Origin of the sequence: Halalkalibaculum sp. DA384 (assembly GCF_043951955.1) — a bacterium.
GTDB lineage: Bacteria > Bacteroidota > Rhodothermia > Balneolales > Balneolaceae > JAMQKA01.
Map to the genome: position 1 here is coordinate 1 of NZ_JBINJE010000021.1, position 19966 is coordinate 19966.

At 49.4% G+C, this 19966-nt stretch carries 19 protein-coding genes; 9 read left to right on the forward strand and 10 right to left on the reverse strand.

The genetic code is table 11. The features are described from left to right. Window positions 1-266 precede the first annotated feature (266 nt). Both ACG2E4_RS12310 and ACG2E4_RS12315 read right to left on the reverse strand, forming a co-directional pair. Window positions 267-1049: a queuosine precursor transporter gene (locus ACG2E4_RS12310; protein ID WP_395258164.1), complete on the reverse strand. Its 783-nt coding sequence runs from the start codon at window positions 1047-1049 to the stop codon at window positions 267-269. Between the two features lie 229 nt (window positions 1050-1278). Next, complete coding sequence (locus tag ACG2E4_RS12315; RefSeq protein ID WP_395276747.1) at window positions 1279-1995, reverse strand: N-formylglutamate amidohydrolase; 717 nt, start codon at window positions 1993-1995, stop codon at window positions 1279-1281. 318 nt (window positions 1996-2313) lie between these two features. On the opposite strand from ACG2E4_RS12315, the gene ACG2E4_RS12320 reads away from it, so the two are divergent. Further along, window positions 2314-2811, forward strand: coding sequence for a VOC family protein (locus tag ACG2E4_RS12320; protein WP_395276748.1), 498 nt, complete (start codon window positions 2314-2316; stop codon window positions 2809-2811). A 202-nt stretch (window positions 2812-3013) separates the two neighbouring features. Continuing rightward, complete coding sequence (locus tag ACG2E4_RS12325) at window positions 3014-3943, forward strand: 2-hydroxyacid dehydrogenase (protein ID WP_395276749.1); 930 nt, start codon at window positions 3014-3016, stop codon at window positions 3941-3943. Window positions 3944-4239: 296 nt separating this feature from the next. Here the strand turns inward: ACG2E4_RS12325 and ACG2E4_RS12330 are convergent, their stop codons facing one another. After that, window positions 4240-5313: a branched-chain amino acid aminotransferase gene (locus tag ACG2E4_RS12330; RefSeq protein ID WP_395258152.1), complete on the reverse strand. Its 1074-nt coding sequence runs from the start codon at window positions 5311-5313 to the stop codon at window positions 4240-4242. Between the two features lie 204 nt (window positions 5314-5517). On the opposite strand from ACG2E4_RS12330, the gene ACG2E4_RS12335 reads away from it, so the two are divergent. Beyond that, window positions 5518-6237 (forward strand): uracil-DNA glycosylase, encoded by a 720-nt coding sequence (locus tag ACG2E4_RS12335; protein ID WP_395258150.1) that lies wholly within the window; start codon window positions 5518-5520, stop codon window positions 6235-6237. 44 nt (window positions 6238-6281) lie between these two features. Here the strand turns inward: ACG2E4_RS12335 and ppc are convergent, their stop codons facing one another. Beyond that, a complete protein-coding gene (gene ppc / locus ACG2E4_RS12340; protein ID WP_395258147.1) occupies window positions 6282-9077 on the reverse strand; it encodes a phosphoenolpyruvate carboxylase in 2796 nt (931 codons plus the stop codon). 78 nt (window positions 9078-9155) lie between these two features. Between ppc and ACG2E4_RS12345 the strand changes: the two genes are divergently transcribed. From ACG2E4_RS12345 to ACG2E4_RS12360, 4 genes are all read left to right on the forward strand, one after another. Next, complete coding sequence (locus tag ACG2E4_RS12345; RefSeq protein WP_395276750.1) at window positions 9156-9746, forward strand: DNA-3-methyladenine glycosylase I; 591 nt, start codon at window positions 9156-9158, stop codon at window positions 9744-9746. Between the two features lie 346 nt (window positions 9747-10092). Continuing rightward, window positions 10093-10296, forward strand: a complete 204-nt coding sequence (locus ACG2E4_RS12350; RefSeq protein ID WP_395258142.1) for a hypothetical protein — start codon at window positions 10093-10095, stop codon at window positions 10294-10296. A gap of 273 nt (window positions 10297-10569) precedes the next feature. Beyond that, the gene (locus ACG2E4_RS12355; protein ID WP_395276751.1) at window positions 10570-11412 is read left to right on the forward strand and encodes a S1 RNA-binding domain-containing protein; all 843 of its coding nucleotides are present in this window, start codon (window positions 10570-10572) and stop codon (window positions 11410-11412) included. Window positions 11413-11629: 217 nt separating this feature from the next. Further along, window positions 11630-11785: a hypothetical protein gene (locus ACG2E4_RS12360; RefSeq protein WP_395258137.1), complete on the forward strand. Its 156-nt coding sequence runs from the start codon at window positions 11630-11632 to the stop codon at window positions 11783-11785. Between the two features lie 56 nt (window positions 11786-11841). Here the strand turns inward: ACG2E4_RS12360 and ACG2E4_RS12365 are convergent, their stop codons facing one another. The 3 genes from ACG2E4_RS12365 to ACG2E4_RS12375 all read right to left on the reverse strand — a co-directional run bounded on the left by ACG2E4_RS12365 (window position 11842) and on the right by ACG2E4_RS12375 (window position 14931). Then, the gene (locus tag ACG2E4_RS12365; protein WP_395276752.1) at window positions 11842-12786 is read right to left on the reverse strand and encodes a hypothetical protein; all 945 of its coding nucleotides are present in this window, start codon (window positions 12784-12786) and stop codon (window positions 11842-11844) included. 186 nt (window positions 12787-12972) lie between these two features. After that, entirely contained in the window at window positions 12973-14583 is a 1611-nt protein-coding gene (locus tag ACG2E4_RS12370; RefSeq protein WP_395276753.1) for an FAD-linked oxidase, read from the reverse strand. Between the two features lie 6 nt (window positions 14584-14589). Further along, complete coding sequence (locus tag ACG2E4_RS12375; RefSeq protein ID WP_395258128.1) at window positions 14590-14931, reverse strand: hypothetical protein; 342 nt, start codon at window positions 14929-14931, stop codon at window positions 14590-14592. A 622-nt stretch (window positions 14932-15553) separates the two neighbouring features. Here ACG2E4_RS12375 and ACG2E4_RS12380 point away from each other — a divergent pair. Both ACG2E4_RS12380 and ACG2E4_RS12385 read left to right on the forward strand, forming a co-directional pair. After that, window positions 15554-16480, forward strand: coding sequence for an aminotransferase class IV (locus tag ACG2E4_RS12380; protein WP_395276754.1), 927 nt, complete (start codon window positions 15554-15556; stop codon window positions 16478-16480). After that, window positions 16477-17199, forward strand: coding sequence for a sulfotransferase family protein (locus tag ACG2E4_RS12385; RefSeq protein WP_395258123.1), 723 nt, complete (start codon window positions 16477-16479; stop codon window positions 17197-17199). The genes ACG2E4_RS12380 and ACG2E4_RS12385 overlap by 4 nt, the downstream gene beginning before the upstream one ends. 199 nt (window positions 17200-17398) lie before the next feature. Here the strand turns inward: ACG2E4_RS12385 and ACG2E4_RS12390 are convergent, their stop codons facing one another. The 3 genes from ACG2E4_RS12390 to ACG2E4_RS12400 all read right to left on the reverse strand — a co-directional run bounded on the left by ACG2E4_RS12390 (window position 17399) and on the right by ACG2E4_RS12400 (window position 19963). After that, entirely contained in the window at window positions 17399-18874 is a 1476-nt protein-coding gene (locus ACG2E4_RS12390) for a dihydrolipoyl dehydrogenase family protein (protein WP_395276755.1), read from the reverse strand. Further along, window positions 18871-19200 (reverse strand): hypothetical protein, encoded by a 330-nt coding sequence (locus ACG2E4_RS12395; RefSeq protein ID WP_395258119.1) that lies wholly within the window; start codon window positions 19198-19200, stop codon window positions 18871-18873. The genes ACG2E4_RS12390 and ACG2E4_RS12395 overlap by 4 nt, the downstream gene beginning before the upstream one ends. Window positions 19201-19294: 94 nt before the next feature. Next, window positions 19295-19963, reverse strand: a complete 669-nt coding sequence (locus ACG2E4_RS12400; protein WP_395258116.1) for a cytochrome c biogenesis CcdA family protein — start codon at window positions 19961-19963, stop codon at window positions 19295-19297. Window positions 19964-19966 lie beyond the last annotated feature (3 nt).

A 19966-nucleotide genomic window follows, 5' to 3' on the forward strand; every position in this document is an offset into this window, starting at 1 on the left:
CTTGCCTCCCGGCCGTCTTTACTTCGTCATCTGCTTCGCAGAATGACGGGTCGCACTATGCGATTATCTGTCTGTCTCATTACGGAAAAGAACAACATCTTGAAGCTCTCTGAACACAAAAATTCAGAGCAAAAAATTGGGTTGAAATCAATTCGAAAATTGGCTTCAACCCATCTCCAAAACGGAAACAAAATATACGACTATAGGGCAGGCATTGTCAATGTTTTTTTGAAAGTTTTTTCCATCATCTTCTTTGGAGCCAAACCTTATGCACTGTCAGGATCTGGCCCCAACAAGCTAAATTCCGAAGGATCTTCTTCGTAATTCCTAAATAATTTAACCCCAAGATAAAAAAGTGGGGTATCAAACAATGCAAAGAAGAACTTGAACAGATAGGAATTGAGAATAAGGATGGCCAGGGCTCCGATATTGTCCACATTGTCTCCCAAATTGCCTGCCACATACAAGATTGAGAGAATCGCTGTAGAATCAACCAGTTGACTTACGGTTGTAGAGGCATTATTGCGCAACCAGAGGTGCTTACCCCGGGTCAAACGTTTCCAAAAATGGAACAGGCGTACATCAACTGTTTGAGCCGTGAGGTAGGCAATCATGCTGGCAATAGTATTTCCTACCATAAACTCATAGACTCCCTCAAAAAGACTGGTTCCACCGCTGACTCCTGCCGTATTGGGGAGCCAGTGATTCACGCTCATCAGAAAAAGCATAAATATGTTCATGGCAAATCCCACCCAGATAACCATCTGTGCCTTTTTCCGTCCAAATAGTTCCGAAATAAGATCGGTTGCCAAAAAAGTGAATGGATAGGCGACAACCCCGACCGGAACACTCATCGTATAGATATTTTCGTCCCGCACAAGACTGGGGGTAATTGATTTCAGCCATCCCGGCAACTCTAAGGAGAAAATAGTAACAAATTTAGTCGTGCCGATAACATTCCCCAACACCAGGGAGGTCAGGAAAATGCCGGACAGGGAAAGGAACAAAACATCGCGTTTAAAAGGCGTTCGTTCTGTGAACAGCTTCATCTATATAGCAGGCAGTTTGAGTTGGTCTGAAATGGTATGGGATTTTTCACACTGAGCGTACCGCAAATACCGAAAAACAATTTAAATCCACAATAGTTTCATTTTTTGAGATCAGCACCTAAACTCAATCCAAATTTAGAGCACCCGAATACAGAACACTGCAGACAACAGGAAGCTCAGATCTGAGCACGATCGGTCGCAGAGTCGTAACAGCCAACTCAATACCGGATTAATTTGCCCTCCACTCCTGGTAAGCTTCCCTCAGTGTTTCTGCCACCAGCTCCTGCACCTGACTCCACCGCTTGCCGGAAGAGCGATTTTCGGGAAATTTCTGATTAACCTCGATCTCCAGTCCGGCATATTCAGAGTCGGTATATTTAGTACGCAAATAGGTGGAAAATCCATCCATGACACCGGGATATGGATTGTTAAACTGGATATTCAGATCGGAATCACGCTCAAGCAGTCTTTTCCAAATATGACAAAACCGGGTCTCGCTGGATCGGAACGGGTCAAACAGCAATCCGATATCGACTTCCCGCAATGAACCGTCCAATATGGGGGTAAAGGTGTGTACGCTCAGGTGCAGCACCTGGACTTCCTTGCTTACCATCTTCTCAATCTGTGCCTCTACGGTATTTCGGTGCGGCTTGTAATATTGTTCAAGAACCATCTGCCTTCCTTTTTCATCCAGCGATTCCATAAACTCGGAAAACAGTTCAGGGCTGTGAAGAGATCGGTTCAGGTCCACCAGCAAACGAGTGACCGAATGCAGATACGGGCTTACTTTCAGTTTCCTGGCACAGGTGCGGGTGAGCTCAAGCGCCCCGATGTCATAACCTCTATGAGTCTTCAGAATTTCGGGATCATCTTCAAATAGTGACCGGTACCCGCTGGGAACTTCATTGCCTGCATGCTCACAGGTTATGATAAGCTCTTTATCCATACTTTTCGAGGATATCTTCTGGTTCCTGGTAGTTGACAGATCTTGGTTCTATTCGGCCGATTTCAGGTATTTTTACCCTGTTTTGCGAGAGTATTGGTATTTGCCTGACAGACTTAACGCAAGTATTTACCACTATAATTGAAGTGGCAGAAATGAAGTTTCATTCCATTTTCCTTTCCCGGCAGAAGCTGGTCATCCCATGATTTGGATCAGTCAAATTAGTACTTGCGGAGTTACTTTTTTAACAGTACATATGCTAATGGCAGCTTCTCGGAGATCTGCATGAAATAAACCATCTTAAGCCTTTAATGAAAAGATATGCAACGCTATTCCCTTTTCCCGTTTCCCGTCAATATCCGAACCGTTTTCCGGTATCTTCCATGCCTTGCACTATTTATATTTTCCCTGGGTGTTACAAGCTCCCGCGCACAAGAATACACCGCCACTTTTGAGCACCAGGCTATTGTAGTAAGCGACCTGGACAAGTCTGCTGAATTTTACCAGGAGGTCTTGGGCCTTCAGGAAGTAGAAAATAAAACAGAAAAGCCGACCCGCCGCTGGTTTTCAATGGGAGAACATCTGGAACTTCACCTGTTGCTGGAGGAGGAGATGGTGAGCGTTAACAAATACTTGCACATGGCCCTGGCGGTCTCAAATTTTGACAATTTCATTCAGAACCTGCGTGATAAAAAAATTCCTTTTTACAATTGGGAGGGAGATCCCAATAAAATAAAACTGCGTCCCGATGGAGTTCGGCAGGTATACCTTCAGGATCCGGATGGTTACTGGATTGAGATCAACAGCAATGCGCCGTAAACTCAGGGGTAATAATCGCAGCTTCTGAAATAAACCACAGGAGACTTTACAAAATCGCTTTTGTTGCCTGACATCAGTTGTACTGCAATCGACATGCTCATAGAAAGGGTCTCAACTGAGACCCTGAATTCAAACAGTCGTTGATGTTAGTCCACACTCTTGATTTTTGAACTCCACTTTTAAATAAATCCATGCGTTCGCTGTGTCGCTACTGCTTCTCGCCCCGCATCACAACAATCTAATGGCCTGGAAAGAGGCACTGCTGGAGGAAGATCCCAACCTTGACATCGAGATCTGGCCGAATATTGAAGACAGGGAGCGCGTTCAGTTTATCCTTAGCTGGAATCAGCCGAAGCAGACACTGAACCGGTTTCCCAATCTCAAGGTGATTTCTTCGCTTGGAGCCGGCGTGGATCATATTCTGCGGGATGATGTGCTTCCCGAGAATGTAACCGTATGCCGGATTGTCTCTCCCTCCCTGGTGCGCCAGATGCAGGAGTATATATTAATGACCGTTCTCAACTATCAGCGCAACATGTATGCCTACTACCAGCAGCGAACAGAACGAAAATGGAGCGAGCACCCAAACAAAAAGCCAGACGAGATACCGATCGGAGTTATGGGACTGGGAACACTGGGCAAACCGGTGGCCGAAATCCTGGCACAAAACGGGTACCAGGTAAACGGCTGGTCGCACACCAGGAGGACAATCGAGGGGGTTGACACTTTTGCCTCTGATGAACTCGACCAGTTCCTGGAGTCGACCCGCGTGCTGGTGTGCCTGCTTCCACTGACGAGCGATACAGAAGAGATACTTAACCTGGCCCTTTTCAGGAAATTGCGGCGCCCGGCATATCTCATTAATGCCGCTCGCGGAGAGCACCTGGTGGACGAGGACCTGATCTACGCCATGGATACCGGGTGGATCGAGGGCGCGTGCCTTGATGTGTTTTCTGAAGAACCGCTGCCCGACCGCCACCCGTTCTGGAACCGCCAGGATATTATGATTACTCCCCATTCCGCCAGCTTCACTCTCCCCCGCGAGGTAGCTGGACAAGTGATCGAAAACTACAAACGAGCTCTATCAGGAATGGAAGTAAAAAATAAAATTGATCGGGACAAAGGATATTAATGCCGTTGTACACACCGGCTTATTTCCCGGAACAATTAAAAATGAGGGGTTAAGAAACCCTGCGAGGAATTTTGACAAATGCGCAGACTGTAGAAAATCTCTATTTTAGATAAGTCTGCTACCGGGAACATCTGAGTTTCTTTTAGCCGAAGGGGAAGCGATGACAGGCGGTGATTTTTTCGTTTTGTTCACACAAAAAGGAACACGCCTGTCCCGGAAAAAGGCCTGCCGTGACTTTTTGAGGAAGGCCTATATAGTTCATGGATGAGGAGTCACCAACGTCTCTTTGCTTCTGTTTACAGGTCCACCGGGTGAATCCATTGGAAAGGATCTTGCCGCCTGCCAGTTTGAATACCGTAAATTTCGTCATACAATCGCTGTCCCAGCGGACCCCGGCCTTTATCGTGAATTTTTATCGTACCTCCATCGTGCGAAATAGATTTTACCGGAGAAATGACGGCTGCCGTACCCGTTCCGAAAACCTCCTGCAGCGCGCCGTTTTCACCCGCTTCCATGACCTCCCTTATCGGCACGGGGCGTTCTTCAACAGGAATGTCCCAATACTTGGCCAGCTGGATGACCGAATCCCGCGTAATGCCCGGTAGAATCGTACCCCCCAGCTCGGGCGTCACAAGTCGATCTTCAATTAAAAAAAAGATATTCATCGTGCCCACCTCTTCCACATACCGGTGCTGGTCGGCATCGAGCCAGAGAACCTGGTCATATCCCCTGTCGTTTGCCTTTTGTACGGGATACAAGCTTGCGGCATAGTTGCCGGCGGTTTTTATCTCCCCAGTGCCTCCTTTGGCTGCGCGTACATAGTTTCCAGCCGTTACCAGGCTCACCGGCGCAGAGTAGTACGATCCGACCGGAGATGTAATGATATAAAATCGGAACACCTTGGCGGAGCGGGCCGAAATCACCGGCTCAAAAGCCATGGCAAATGGCCGGATGTACAGGGCATTGCCCTCTTTTTGGGGAATCCACCGGTGGTCCAGCCGAATCAGTTGCTCAATGGCCCGCATAAACAGATCAGGGTCCACTTCCGGAATACATACCCGTTTGCAGGACCTGGCCATACGCTCAATATTTTTCTCAGGCCGGAACAGGTTTACCGTATCATTTCCCGCATAATAGGCCTTGGTCCCCTCAAATACCGACTGCCCATAGTGAAACACATTGAGCGCGGGTTCAACCTCTATCGTCCCGTAAGGTTTGATACCGGGCAATCCCCAATGACCGTTCCGATACTCCATTTCAAACATATGGTCGGAAAAGATCCGGCCAAACCCGGGACTTTCAAGATCCACTTCCTGGAGACGACTTTCCTTTACTCGCTGAATTTCGATAGTAGCGTGTTCACTTGGCATACAGACTTACCATTTTAAATGGTTCGGATAAGAGATACGAGAAACATAATAAATGTAACGAAATGGAAAACGTATTGCATTTTTATTGAAAACAAGGGGCTACTTTATTTTCTTCTCATCCGTACACCGATATTTTTTATCATGTTGAAGGCTTTGCAAAACCCTCATATGGTTAACTTCAATCCCGGACCTGAATAAACTACTGTGAAAAAAAGATTAGACCATCTGTTCAACCTCTTGGAAGAAACCCCGGAAGGGTCGTTCTTTAATCCCTGGTACCAGCAGGATGAGAAGCATGATCTTGATGAGAAATCGCCCCGCAGGCGACGCCGGCAGCTACGGACGTACCTTGCCGACCGCCTTGACTCCGCAAAATACCTGTGCGTAGCCGAAGCGCTGGGATATCAGGGGGGACATTTTACCGGCATTGCCATGACCTCCGAGCGTATCCTGCTTGGCCACCAACAAAAACCACACAACATTCCGCCGGATGACGTGTTCCGGGAGTTGAAGCCAGAGCGAACGAGCAGTCCCGAAGTAATTGAAAAAGGGTTTTCTGAACCCACTGCAACCATTATGTGGAAGGCGCTCTACACTCTGGGTTTAGACCCGTTCGAGGTGGTACTCTGGAACGCGCTGGCGTGGCATCCATACGATGCCGGAGATGGGATGCTCAGCAACCGGACTCCCACCGATGCCGAACTGGAGGCCGGTATTCCCGTGCTGGAAGCATTTTTTGATCTCTTTCCTTCCGCAAAAGTCATTGCGGTTGGCCGAAAATCGGAACAGTGCCTTGACAGGCTTGAACTGGATTACATCCCCGTACGGCATCCCGCGAATGGTGGAGCTCCCAAGTTCCGGCGCCAGATGAAGGCGATTATGAACCGCAGAATATCGAACAAGAAATCTCGGATACCGAAGTAAGGAAAATCAAAATTCGGCATTCCTTTTTCTGCGGTTCGATATTCCTACCCAGTGCTCTGCATGGCGGCGGCAATGCCGTTGATGCTGAGAAACAAGGCTTCGCGGAGCTCTTCCTCCTCTTTATCGCCCGCCGCTCTCCAGCGTTTGAGCAGGTTTACCTGCATGAGGTTGAGGGGATAGGTGAACGGATTTCTGAACCAGATGGACCGCTTGATCACCATGCTGTTGTCCAGAATGTCATCCAGCCCGGTGATGGCCGTTATCGCCTCTTCCGCCTTCCGGAAATCATCCGATATGATCCCGTAGAATTTGCCGTCGGCTTCGGCCGTGTATGATTTTGCCGTTGGCAGGTGCGTTCGCGCCATTTCACGCTGGGCGTTATCCAGGATCGTTTTGAAGAAGATCCACTCGTTGTACCACCTGCGAAACAGCTCCAGGTTTTCCTTGTCCTGGTCAATCATCTCCTTGAGTGCCACCCCGATGCCGTACCATCCGGGCACGTTAAATCGCACCTGGGTCCATGCAAAAACCCACGGAATTGCGCGCAGGTTATCAAAATCCGCCGCATCCGGTCCCTTGCGCGAAACCGGTCGTGAAGCGATCGGCAGGCGGCTGATATGCTCAATCGGGGTGATTTCGGTATACCACGGCCAGAATTCCGGATCGTCGATTAGGTCGCGATAGGCCTTCATCGAGCGCCGGGCAATCTGCTCCATCACCTCTTCCAGCTGGTCCCGGTTACCCTGGGTCGGGTCCTCGTCGGAAACCGTAATTCGCAGCATCGCGTTTACAATCTGTTCAAGGTGCCGGCGGGTAATCGAGGAAAGAGAATACCGGAACGATATCACTTCGCCCTGTTCGGTAAACCGTATGCGCCCATTATTGCTAATGGGCGGAAGTGCCAGAATAGCCTGGTTCGAGCGGCCACCGCCACGACCTACCGTTCCGCCGCGACCGTGAAAGAGCCTAAAATCCACATCATACTCGCGGCATACCTTTCCAAGATCCTGTTGAGCTTTTTCAAGGGCCCAGTTCGCCATCCAGTATCCGCCATCCTTATTACTGTCGGAATAACCCAGCATAATCTCCTGGAAATCGTCCCGGGCGATTACCTGTTTGTGATACAGGTCATTCTCATAGATTTTACTCATTATGGCCCCGCAATCCTCGAGATCCTCAATCGTTTCAAACAGTGGAACCAGGTCGAGCTGGCTTTTAACCTCATCCTGCTCGTAACTCCACAGCCCCGTTTCCTTCGCCAGAATGAGTACCTCGAGCATATCGCTTATACCGTGCGTCATGCTGATGATATAACAGCCAAAACTGTTTTTATCCAGCTCCTGCATCTCCCCGATCATGGAAAAAACATCAAGCAGTTCGCGCGTATTGTCAGAGATATTGGCCTTGGCGGGACACAGCGGGCGCGGGTTGGAAAGCTCCTGAGTTAACACATCAATTTTCTCCTGTTCCGAGAGTTCGGGGTAGTCATTGGTGACTTTTGCCAGGGAAAGCAGTTCCGTTACCGCCTGCTCATGCAGCTTGCTGTGCTGGCGGATATCCAGTCCCGCAAGATGAAACCCGAAGGTACGCGCTCGAATCAACAAGTTGTTAAGCTTGCCGTAGCTGCTAACTCCTTTCAGTCCCCCCTCGGCCAGGCTCTCCCGTATCAGCTGGAGATCCCCGATAAAATCGGACGCCGTATACTTTTGCGCCTCTTCAATCACTTCCGCTTTTCTACCCTCGCGAAGGGCTTTCAGCTGGTGGCGGAGCTTGTGCATGATTAGCGTCACTTTTTGCCGGTACGGCTCATGCTTGTATAATCGCTGGTACCGGTCAGAAAGGGTGAAATGCTGTTTGTCTTGCTCAATAGAAGCTTCAAGGGCCTCCGTGATCGAATACTTGTTGTTGGACACACTCAGGTATCGGCGCATCTCGTCCAGCTCCTCCAGGTACAGCTTCAACACGTTTTCGCGCTGTTCCAGAATTGTGTTCCAGGTTACATCCGTGGTCACTTTCGGATTTCCGTCGCGGTCGCTCCCGATCCAAGACCGGTATTTGAGAATAATCGGCAGTTCGGGGACCGTATCGTAATACGTCTTGAACGCCTCGCGAAGATCATCGTACAGTACGGGAATCGTCTCCCAGATGGAATTCATAAAATAGAACATGCCGTTTTCCACCTCGTCTTCCACCGTAACCCGGGCGGAACGAACCTCATCGGTGGCCAGCAGCAGGTGGATCTCATTCAAAATCTCCAGGACCGCCGTTTTTCGTTCATCCGGGGTGTACTGCTCCTGTTCCAGCTTGGCTATCATCGAGGTAATGTGCTGCTGTTTCACCAAAATACTGTGGCGACGCGCTTCGGTCGGGTGGGCGGTGATGGTGGGCTGAATATCGAGCTTGCCGATAACCTCCAGCGCCTCCTCCTTGCTGTACCCTTTCTCGCTTAGCTGATAGACCGCCTCGGCGATGCTTTCCGTCCGGGGCGCATCGGCCGTGGTATCAAATGATCGCTCCCGGTTGATACGGGTGATTTCGTGCTGTTCCAGCGAATTGATAAGATGAAAATAAACCGTATAATATCGGAGAAGCGAACTGATTTTTTCGGTGGACAAGCTGCCGATTTTTTCTTTCAGCTTTTCCATTGTCTCCTCATCGCCCTCGTCAAAAGCCTTTGAGGCCAGCTTCGGCAGTTCCGTGATATCTTCAATCAGATCGGCGTCATCCTTGTCTCTTATCGCCTCCTCTAAAAATTGAGAAAGACTTTTAATCTGATCTCCGAGTTTTTCACTAATTCCACTTTTCTCGGCAAAATAATTAGTAGTTTGTTCCCACAGCATTCGTATTGGTCTTGTTTAATTACTTTTAACTTGTTCTGTTATTACGCAGGCATTTCTAATCCGACGGAGGCCTAATATATGAAAAATAGATGTGAGTGGTGTGAGGATACTTTCCCCGAATATGTACGATATCACGATAAAGAGTGGGGGGTACCGGTAACCGACGACCGGGTACAGTTCGAGTTTTTGATCCTTGAGAGCGCCCAGGCCGGCCTCAGCTGGAGCACAATTTTGAAGAAACGAGCGGGATATCGCCAGGCATTTTCCGACTTTGACGTTGATAAAGTGGCCTGTTTCAGCGAGAAAAAAATTCAACAGCTTACATCAAATCCGGAGATCATACGGAATGAGCAGAAGATACGGGCGGCGGTCAACAATGCCCGAAAATTTATCGACATCCGGGAAGCTTTCGGCAGCTTCAGCAAGTATATCTGGTCTTTTGTGGGAGGGAGACCGATCAACAACCGCTGGCAGTCCATCCGCGAAGTTCCGTCCACCTCGGAAGAGTCTGACAAGCTCGCATCCGATCTCAAAAAGCGGGGATTCAAATTTGTCGGGAGTACTATTATGTATGCGCACATGCAGGCAGTTGGCATGGTGAATGACCATACGGTTGACTGTTTCCGACACAAAGAGGTTGAAAAAGAGCATCAAAATTTTAGTTTATAAAGGTATTTATCAGCGTTGTCATATGGTTTCAGGTATTGACAAGTGACTAACAGGAAGGGGAACCAGTACGTTTACACGGGATCAACGGCTGGGTAAATTCGAAACCGTTTTTTAGATTGAAATGTGGGAATTCGAATCCGAGAAACCGGCTTGCGAACTCAGTAGTGGTTTTGCAAAGCTCCCTGCTATTACTCAATCGACGCGAAACAGATCAATCATTCTTGCGGGGAAAAATCTAAAAATATCTTGAATTCCACTAAAGCAAAGTTTTTTCTATTTTATATTTCGTTACAAATCCATCGAATGGTCTATTTCATCTACAATAAAACGAATAAAGCTTACCGCTATGCGTTCAAAATTTTCTATTGAAGAGATAAGTCAAATGCTCGGCATGAAGCCATCAGAAGTTGAATCTGAGATTGACGATGGCTACTTAGGGTATACCTACGACAATGGCGAAAAAAAAGTGACGCTCTACGACCTGGAGAAATATATGGGAGCTGAACGAACCCGGGAAATTACCCAGGAATTTTTACAGGAAAACGGGTAAATCCATTTGGGATATAACGAAAAATCCTCATCATCAGGTATAAAAGTTTAACCATACCTGTATCACTTTTCGCCTGGATGCAACCAGGTGAACAAAGCGGTCGTTTGTTCATTTTCCATTCACCTACTCTAATGGAGACTTTTGAAAAATAGCCCCTTATGTGCCCAACCGTTTACGGGGGAACATTTAATGCCTTTCGATTAAATGTTGACTTGTCAGAACCATTCCTCTTACCTTGCGTGATCTTTTTAGATTCACCAACAGCAGACTCTTATGTTTACACTTGGCACTTATCAAACACTGAACGTAGCGCGAAATTCGGAATACGGCTATTTCCTGCGGCATCCCTCCCACCCGGCAGACGGGGAAGTGCTGCTGCCCGGAACGCTGGCCTCACGAAAGCTCCGGAAAGGAGAAAATGTTCGCGTGTTTCTCTATAAAGACGGGGAAGAACGCCTTACAGCCACAATGCAGGATCCCAAAATAACGCTCAACAGCATCGCCTTGTTACGGGTTAACGAGGTCAATATCTACGGGGCGTACCTCGACTGGGGACTTGACAAAGATCTTTTTGTTCCCCACAGCGAGCAAACCCAGAAGATGCAGGAGGGCCAGACGCGGCTGGTTTACATGTATCTTGACGATAAGAGCAACCGCCTGGTAGCAACCTCCAAAATAGATCGCTATCTCGATAACAGTGATATCACGGTGGCCGAAAAAGAGGAGGTAGACCTTTGGATCTGGACTGAAACCGAACTTGGATACAACGTGATCATCAATGAACAGCACAAGGGCCTGATCTACCACAATGAATTTTTCCGGGATGTATATTACGGCGATAAAACCACCGGCTACATCAAAAAAATACGGGATGACCAGAAAATTGACGTGACCCTCCGCCCCATCGGATACGAAAAGGTAGGACCCAACGCCGAACATATTCTGCAGCGCCTTAAACAGCTGGACGGCTACCTGGACCTGCATGACAAAAGCGACCCTGCAGAGATCCACCAACGGCTGGAAATGAGTAAAAAAACGTTCAAAAAAGCGATCGGCCGCCTCTACAAGCAGAATATTATAACCATTGAAGACGATGGCATATACCTGGCAGTTTGAGCGGCAAACAGAAAACCGTACGTGTTTCGCATCCCCTCCCTTCGTCCCACAGATTCCCGGCTCTCATTATACGGAAAACAGATCATTGCCTGCCAGATACTGTTGCAAACCCGACAAGAAGCATACTTTTTCCCGAAAAATTAAAATACACTAATTTTTGTAACATTTTGTACCCGGACCACTCTTTAAAGTAAGTGGCAACCAAAATGGAAAAATCATGGAATTTGCAACTGAACTTTTGAACCTGCTGTTCTCCTACGGGGAGCTTGTGGTCAATGTCATTCTCCAATATGCTTCTCCATACAAGCTCGAAATTGTAATGGGTTTGCTGATTACTACCTTTTTCTTTGGGCTGGTTCAAGGATTTAAATAGGATATATCATCTACCAATTCGGTATACGTATTACCCCATTGTGCTTGCCACAATAACTACGTATACCGAATTTTATTAACGGCGTCGTTGGCCATATCGGTGTAGTCCTTGTTGTGAATCTTGAAATGTGCAAGCATGCCCTGACCATCTGCGTCGAAAAAAGCGCCACCTCCCTCCTCAGCCCTTTGACCGTTGCTGTTCTTCAATTCCCCATACTTCCAGATATCCGCCAAAAACTCTGCCTGGGCCTCCCGGTTGAAGAGAGTCCATTCAGCTCTTTTTCGGTCACTAATCTCTTTCTGCCAGTTGTACGCATCGGGGAGAAACCACTGGGCCATCAGGGCATCGCTGGCATATCGCGCACCCATATGCTGATATTGCCATGCGTGGGTGGCTTCGTGAATCAGCAGATAATCGGGGAATATTTCCGTTTTCATGTAGAGCGTATTCCCCAGAGTAAATGCACGCTCACTCAGCCCGAACAGTCCCGAGCGCCCTTCCACCACTCGTACTACGTGGCAGTTTAGCGAATCCCTGAAGACTCTTTTAAGCATTCTCTCCTCGGATGTGGTTAACGGCCGTTCAAAATCCTGGATAGCAATTGCTGCCTGAATCAGGGCGACCAGCTTGCCCGCCACGAGAATAATACTCCCGAAAATCACGGAAACGATATCCCCGGCCCCTTCAGCCATTACCCGTCCCTGTGCTGTCAGCAGTCCACCCGCTATCTTTATGAATCCCCCGACAAGCCCACCAGCGATGCCCAAAACCGCGTTGATGACCGTTGACAAAAGCGAAAATATACCTTTCAGGCTTCCTCCCATCCAGGTAAACAGCAGTTCAATCGCCCTCTTTGCACCTGTGCTGTGCAGCGCGTCGGCAACACCCACACCTGCCGATTCAACAAGAGAGGCCACAATATGGGCCAGCTTGTTGCTCCTTTTTTCTATGGTATCACCCGCAATCCTGACACTTTTTCTGATCCGATTCCAACCAGTCATCGCCGGACCTCCCACCTATTTTCATTTCAAAGAGTGCTTTGAAAAACCAGGAGTTTTGGTCAAGATCAACCCCTGAACGGATTCGGAACCACAGTTTATATCTCATAAATGAGGGGTTCGCATCCGCAAAAATGACGATATTGGCCAAAAACAACGGTTTTGCAAAGACTTTCAAACATACCGTCTTTATTCATCCAGTGAGGCGATCAAATCCTCATCCGCATCGTCAATGACCGAAGAGAGGCCGGTGGTGTCCATAAAATCATTGGAAAACACGCGGGCCATCTCAGGGGAAAGCAGGGCACTCCGCAGCTCTTTCCACTTGTTCACCACATCGGTCCCGTACATATGGTTTACCAGGTTCGGGTATCCCCAGTCGGCATTTTTACCCCAGTGCAGAGTAAACGGGATGTCATTTTCCTGCAGCGCCTCGATCATCATGCGGGAAAATTCGGTGAGGCTGGGAAGTTTATCCGACTTTTCCCACAGCACCCCGTCAATCTCAATCATGCAGGTTATTGGAAATTTTGTGAACGCCAGCATGGCCTCCGACTGCTTGACAAACCGCATGGCAAAAAGCCCGGGAAAAGGACCTTCCTCCCTCGCAACCTTTGCCAGCACTTCCCACGCCTTCGAGGAGTTCCGATGGTCCACCCCGAAAGAGCAGGCAAAAGCCGGTCCCTGGTACTGCGAATCCCAAAAGAGCTCAGCGTGGGTTCCAATCGTCGTTTGGTCAACGGAGGGCAGGACCACATCATTCAGCTGTTTAATGAGCTTGGGAATAATATTTGGGAGATCTTCCGCAATCTTGACAAAAAGATAAATCAGCTCCCGGTATACCGATTTTTGAACAACCGGAAAGGGATCGGGATACGGCACCTCGTACGGCTTTTTATAGATCGCCTCCACCACATACTCCTCCTCGTCATTGTACGGATTCATAAACACTTTGTAGTGATAGGGACGGAGCGGGTTTCCCTCCTCATCGGTTTCCCCCTCGATCTTGAATTCCGAGTTCCTGAAATCCATCGAATCGGCCAGTTCAAGGGCAACATCTTTGTCAACTTTCACCACGTGGCGCCGCAGTAAAAACTTGTCCTCTGCCTCTATCGTTACGCCGTGAATAAATCCAAATCCCCCGAGGCCAACCAGCGCTGCGTTGAACAGCTCGTCATTCCGGATGACTCTCGCCCCTATTTTGTCGGCAAAGGTATTGCTCAGGGCGGGGCGGGTGTGTCGCTCCAGGTAGATAATATCATCAGGCTCCGGGCCGATAATAAGGTTCAGTCCCACCACGTAATCCTGTATGGAGCCGACATCAATCGCGGATCCGTGGACACCGGTTGAAACAGAACCTGCAATCGTCTGGCCGTTGCTGGCACCGCTTGTCTTCAGCGATTTCCCGTGCGAACTTAACGTCTGGGACAGCTCTTTGATCGTATTCCCGCACTCGAAGAAAAAAAGGTCGGAAGGATCATAGCCAGTCTGCGGATGATAATCCTCACCGGCCAGTGGAAGGTGCAGGTTCATGTATCCGTTGTAATGCATCCGGTCTCTGTGGTGGGCAATGTTCGAGAGCGACCAGCGGGAACCGTATGCCCGGAATCCCTCTCCTGCCTCTGCCGTTTCCCGGATCAGGCGCTGAACCTCTCCCGCGGCGTCCTTGTATCGCTCGGTCTTGGAGGGGAACATGCTCTCTCCTCCCAGCTCAGTTACATAAAGCAGTTTTAACGGGAACGGACCGTTATTGTGCAGCGTATCCCATTCCGACTTTTGATAAGGTGTTGTTTTTGCCATCGTCCTTTAGTTTGAAGGTTTCATGCAAACGTATTTGAGTTTTACCTGTCGTTTTCTTCCGAATGTGATTCCGCTCAGCAAAACACCGCCAAGCGTATTTCTATACTCCACGGTATGCAGCCCGTCGGCCCCACATTCTTTGATCAACATGGTAAAATCCTGTTCTACCGCTCCCATATTTATCACCGTATCCTTTTCTATCACCATCATATCGCGGTAGTAGTCGGTACGGTCACTGACGGGATCGGGCATCGGCACCCCCTCCACCGTCTTGATCCTGACACTGTAACAGGAGCTCAAAAACAACGCTATCAACAACAACCCGAGTGGCTTTATACTTGAAATCATGATTTTTTCCATAACCTGATACTATGCTTTGCAGATATGATTAAAAGAACATTTTTCACTACCGGCGAACGGGAGAAGCCGCTTTTTGTAACGCCGGAAGCTTAATTGACCCATTTAAACTTGGTCAGATTCCGCCCTGGACAAAACTTCTAATTTTGCAAACCCTGCCGGACTGCAAGGGTACTTCTGTTTGCGGCAATATCTGGGTAAACAGCCCGGTTTGTGCCCCTCCATGCCACAATTAAACACCACCTTACCCCGAACTTTAAGTTAATTATAAAGTTAAAAGAAATGACTGAATATCAAAGCAGAACCCGGTTTCATCCTTCAACAGGGTATTCACCTTTTTTAACCGGTTCCTGAATAATCTGCGGTACATCATAATGTTACGGCAAATCCTTGATTTCGGTCTTTTACTGGAAGAACACCAGTACTACCGATATTGCCGATCACCACGGAATATCAGCTTTCACATGATCTGTCTGCAGAGATCGGCTTGACCGGTGTCATCTGCGTTCCAACAAACCCGGACCTTCATCGTTGCTCTATTTTTTTTGGAAGTAGTGCCGAACCGTCCTTACTTTTTCATGCATTAAATTGAACACACCAGAGGAAGAAAGAGATGACCCACGGCACCCACAACGCCCTTGAAGATCCGCGTAACGAAAACGTACTCATTTATATCAACGGGGAATTGAAACCCCGCGAGGAAGCCAAAATATCAGTATTCGACAGCGGATACCTGGTGGGGGACGGCGTCTGGGAGGCCCTGCGCCTGCATGACGGCGTGCTGGTATTTCTGGATGAACACCTGGATCGGTTGTGGACCGGGGCGGCCACCATCGGTCTGGATATCGGGATGAGCCGGGAAGAGCTTACCGACAAGATTTGGACAACCCTGGAAGCCAACGACATGCACAACCACGTACACGTTCGGGTAATGCTGACGCGTGGTATCAAAAAAACTCCCAGCCAGGATCCGCGATTGACGATATCCGGCCCAAACCTGGTCATTGTCGCTGAACACAAAAAGGCTGATCCCGAGAGCCGGAAGCGCGGGGTCACCCTGTTTACCAGCACCATACGCCGGGGTTCGCCGGATTATCTTGATCCCCGGCTAAACTGCCACAGCAAGCTACATGAGGTGCAGGCACTCATCCAGGCGCTGGAAGCCGGGGCTGATGAAGCACTCATGCTTGACATCAACGGGTTTGTATCTACCTGCAACGCCACCAATTTTTTCATGGTCAACGACGAGGAAGTCCAGACCTCCACCGGGCAGTATTGTATGAACGGCATCACCCGGGGCAAAATCATTGAGGTGTGCGAAGAAGCCGGCATTCCCTGCCATCAAAAGAATTTTTCACTGTTCGATGTCTACGGCGCAGATGAGGCCTTTGTGACCGGCAGCTTCGGGGGCGTAACGCCCGTTACAAAAGTAGACGGGCGAACCATCAGTCGCTCGGTACCGGGTCCGGTGACCCAAAAAGTGCACGAACTGTATACGGAAGCGATCCGCAAAGCGGTACAAAAAGGAGACAACAGATGAGTGACACGAAGCGAATCTGCTTGTGGAGCGGGCCCCGCAATATCTCCACCGCCCTGATGTACTCTTTTGCCCAGCGAGAGGACACCACGGTGGTCGATGAGCCGCTGTATGCCCACTACCTGACCTCCACTGACGCCGACGAGTATCACCCCGGAGCGGAAGAGATTATTGCCGACCAGCTTAATGACGGTGAACAGGTCATACGAGATGTAATATTCGGTGAGTATGAAACCCCGGTGGTTTTCTTCAAGAATATGACTCACCACCTTGTGGATCTGGACTGGAGTTTTATGAAAGAAACGATCAATGTTATATTGACCCGCGATCCCCGGGATATGCTGCCCTCCTACGCCCAGAAGGTGGAACAGCCGACGATGCGCGACGTGGGCTATGCCAAACACCTAGAGCTGCTGGAATACCTGATTACTCTCGGGCAGGAACCGCTGGTCATCGATTCCAGGGAGGTGCTGATAAACCCGGAAGAAAAGCTGTCCGAAATTTGCGATACTCTTGAAATTCCATTCGACAGAGCGATGCTTTCATGGCCGGCCGGTCCCCGTCCCGAGGATGGAGTCTGGGCCAAATACTGGTACCAAAACGTACACCGGTCCACCGGTTTTCAGCCCTACAAACCCAAAACCGCTCCCTTTCCGGAGCATCTGAAGGAACTTCTGGCAGAATGTGAGCCTATCTACGAAAAGCTCGTCACACGCTCTTAACCAGGTTGGGGAGAAACCGACACCCCCTCCAATTTTGCTTGAATCTAAATTTATCCGCCCAAAATTGGTTATTAGAAGGGGCCTTTGGAGAACCTGCCTTTGATGGGAGGTAGTTATACTACCGACCTTGGTGACCTTTTAACGGGAGTACAACTCCCTCTGAACGAGGAATTGAGGGTTTTGCAAAGCCCTCTAGAAATTACAAGATCCGGTCCTTGTCACTTAAATCGGGAGTACTCCCCCGGTAACCGAATATTTTTTTAATCAGTTTTACCTGCCATTCCGACTGGTTTTTCACATACCACTGGTCGGCTGCCCTGCGAACTCCCAGCCCAAAGGTGGGATAGGGATGAATAGTATCGGCGATATTCCGGAGGGTGACGCCATTGCGCATGGCCAGGGCGTATTCACCGATCAGGTCACCCGCCTGTTTTCCAAAAATAGTGGTACCCAGGATTTTCCCGTTCCATTTTTTGGCAAATACTTTAATAAGCCCATCCGTGGCGTCTTCGGTGAGGGCTCGATCAATTTTATCATACGGGAACCGGTAGGTTTCAAAGGAACTGCCATTCTCTTTCAGCTGCTGCTCGGTTGCCCCCACGTGTGCCAGCTCGGGATCAGTGTAGGTACTCCACGGTACATGCCCGGAATCTATTTTCATCGGCACTTTGAGCAGTGCATTCGTCACCGCCACCTTGGCCATGTGTTCCGACATGTGGGTAAACTGGTACCGGCCGGTCACATCCCCGGCCGCATAGATATGTTTTTGACTGGTGCGGCAGCGATCGTCAACCGTAATACCTTTTTTGGTGAAGTCGACCCCGGCGTCCTTGAGATTCAGATTTTGATGGTTGGCGGCCCTTCCGGTAGCCACCAAAAGAGCTTCGCCCGACCAGTTTGCTGATTCTCCTTCAATATCGGCAGCTATTTGAACTGTTCCGGACCGGGTCTCCGATATTTTGTTTACAGAAGCCGAAAGCCGAAAATCGATCCCCTCGCGCTGCAGCCGTTCTTTCAGCATGCCGGCCAGTTCCTTGTCGTCATTGGAGAGGATCCGGGGCAGCATATCGAATACCGTAACCTGGGTTCCCAGCCGCTGAAATGCCTGCGCCATCTCGATACCGATCGGGCCTGCGCCGACAACAGCCAGGGTTTCAGGTTGCTCAGTCGCCTCAAAAAGAGTTTCATTGGTAAGATAGGAAACTTCCGCCAGGCCCGGGATTGGTGGGACAGTCGCCCTGCTGCCGGTTGCAATCACAAAATAGCGAGAGGAGACATCCCTGCTCGCCCCGTCGCCCTGAATGTTCACGGTATGGGCATCCACGAACCGCGCCCGACCAAATTCAATATCGATCCCCATATCGCGATAAATATCCGGGTCGTCGGCTTCCCGGTATACCTCTTCCCGCTTGGCCCGAACATGCTCCATGACGGCGGAAAAGTTTACATTTGAGGATATCTCCAGCCCGAATTTTCCCGCCTCACGGGCATTTTGTGCCAGTTTAGCTGCGTGAAGCAGCGTTTTACTGGGTACGCAGCCGGTCCAGGTGCAATCGCCGCCCAGCTTATCTGCCTCCACCATCATTGTCTTTGCCCCGAAATTTGCGCCCATTCCGGCGGCCGTGAGTCCCGCCGCACCGCCCCCGATTACCAACAGGTCATAGTCGTAACTCATACAGAAATCTCTTTTTTCTTGTTCTTGATTTTATTGAAAGTGGCATAGATGCCGTATCCCAGCAGTCCGACCACAACCACATATACCCAGCCCGGTACATTCTCACCCGCTATCAGCAGGTAAATATAGGCTGAAGAGAGGAAAAAGCCGGTGGAAAAGACCGGCAGGGTGATCGGTTTATCGCGCTTTTTGTTGCGGACAACCCAGGCTACGGAGGCGGTAAAAAAGGGTATCGCCCCCACGTAGATAGCCGCAAATATATAGGGATTCACATTGTAGTCGGCCGACAGATTCATCAGCCACTGGTGGATTGCTTCCAATTCCATAATTTCACTATTCCTTTCATTTATTATGAACACAGAGCGGGTACATACCAGCTATTTCACACGCAGGCTTTGGGGATATTCATTCCCAAAATATTTAAAAAAGCGCCATCTGGTAATATATCACATACGCGCCCGCAAGAATAAGTAATCCGCCGGTAATGCGTTCCATGTGAGGCAGGATTTTTCTCAGGGAGCTCATGAGCAGATCTTTGGCAACCGTGGAGAGCAATATCGTGGCGATCATCATGCCGCTGATTCCCACAAAATACGCCCCGATATAGGATGCGCCCTGCCAGGCCGTCGGGGCTGCCATAGCCTGGGTGGCTACGACCAGGAACAGCGGGAACAGGCACCCGAGCGCCCCGATGGCGTAGGCCACTCCGAAGACAAAGGCCTCGACGAATTCTGTTTTATGCGTCGGGTTGTTAAGGTTCAGGGAAAACGAAATGTTTTTTCCCGCCACCATCAGAATACCCAGCAGAATCAGCACTGCTCCCATACCGATGGTGATCCACTTCATGTACTCTTTCAACACCTGGGCGGCAATAATAATCATCGCCCCGGCGACAGCATAGACCACCAAAATGCCCAGGATGCTGAGCAGCGCCAGTTTAAGCCCCCGGCCCATGCGCGTAACCACGGCCGGATCCCCTTCGGAGTTACGGGAAATAAACGCCACGATATAACCGGGCAGCAAAGCCACGGCACAGGGCGCCAAAAACGCCAATACACCCTGAATAAACGAGAAATAGACAAAGTCCATATC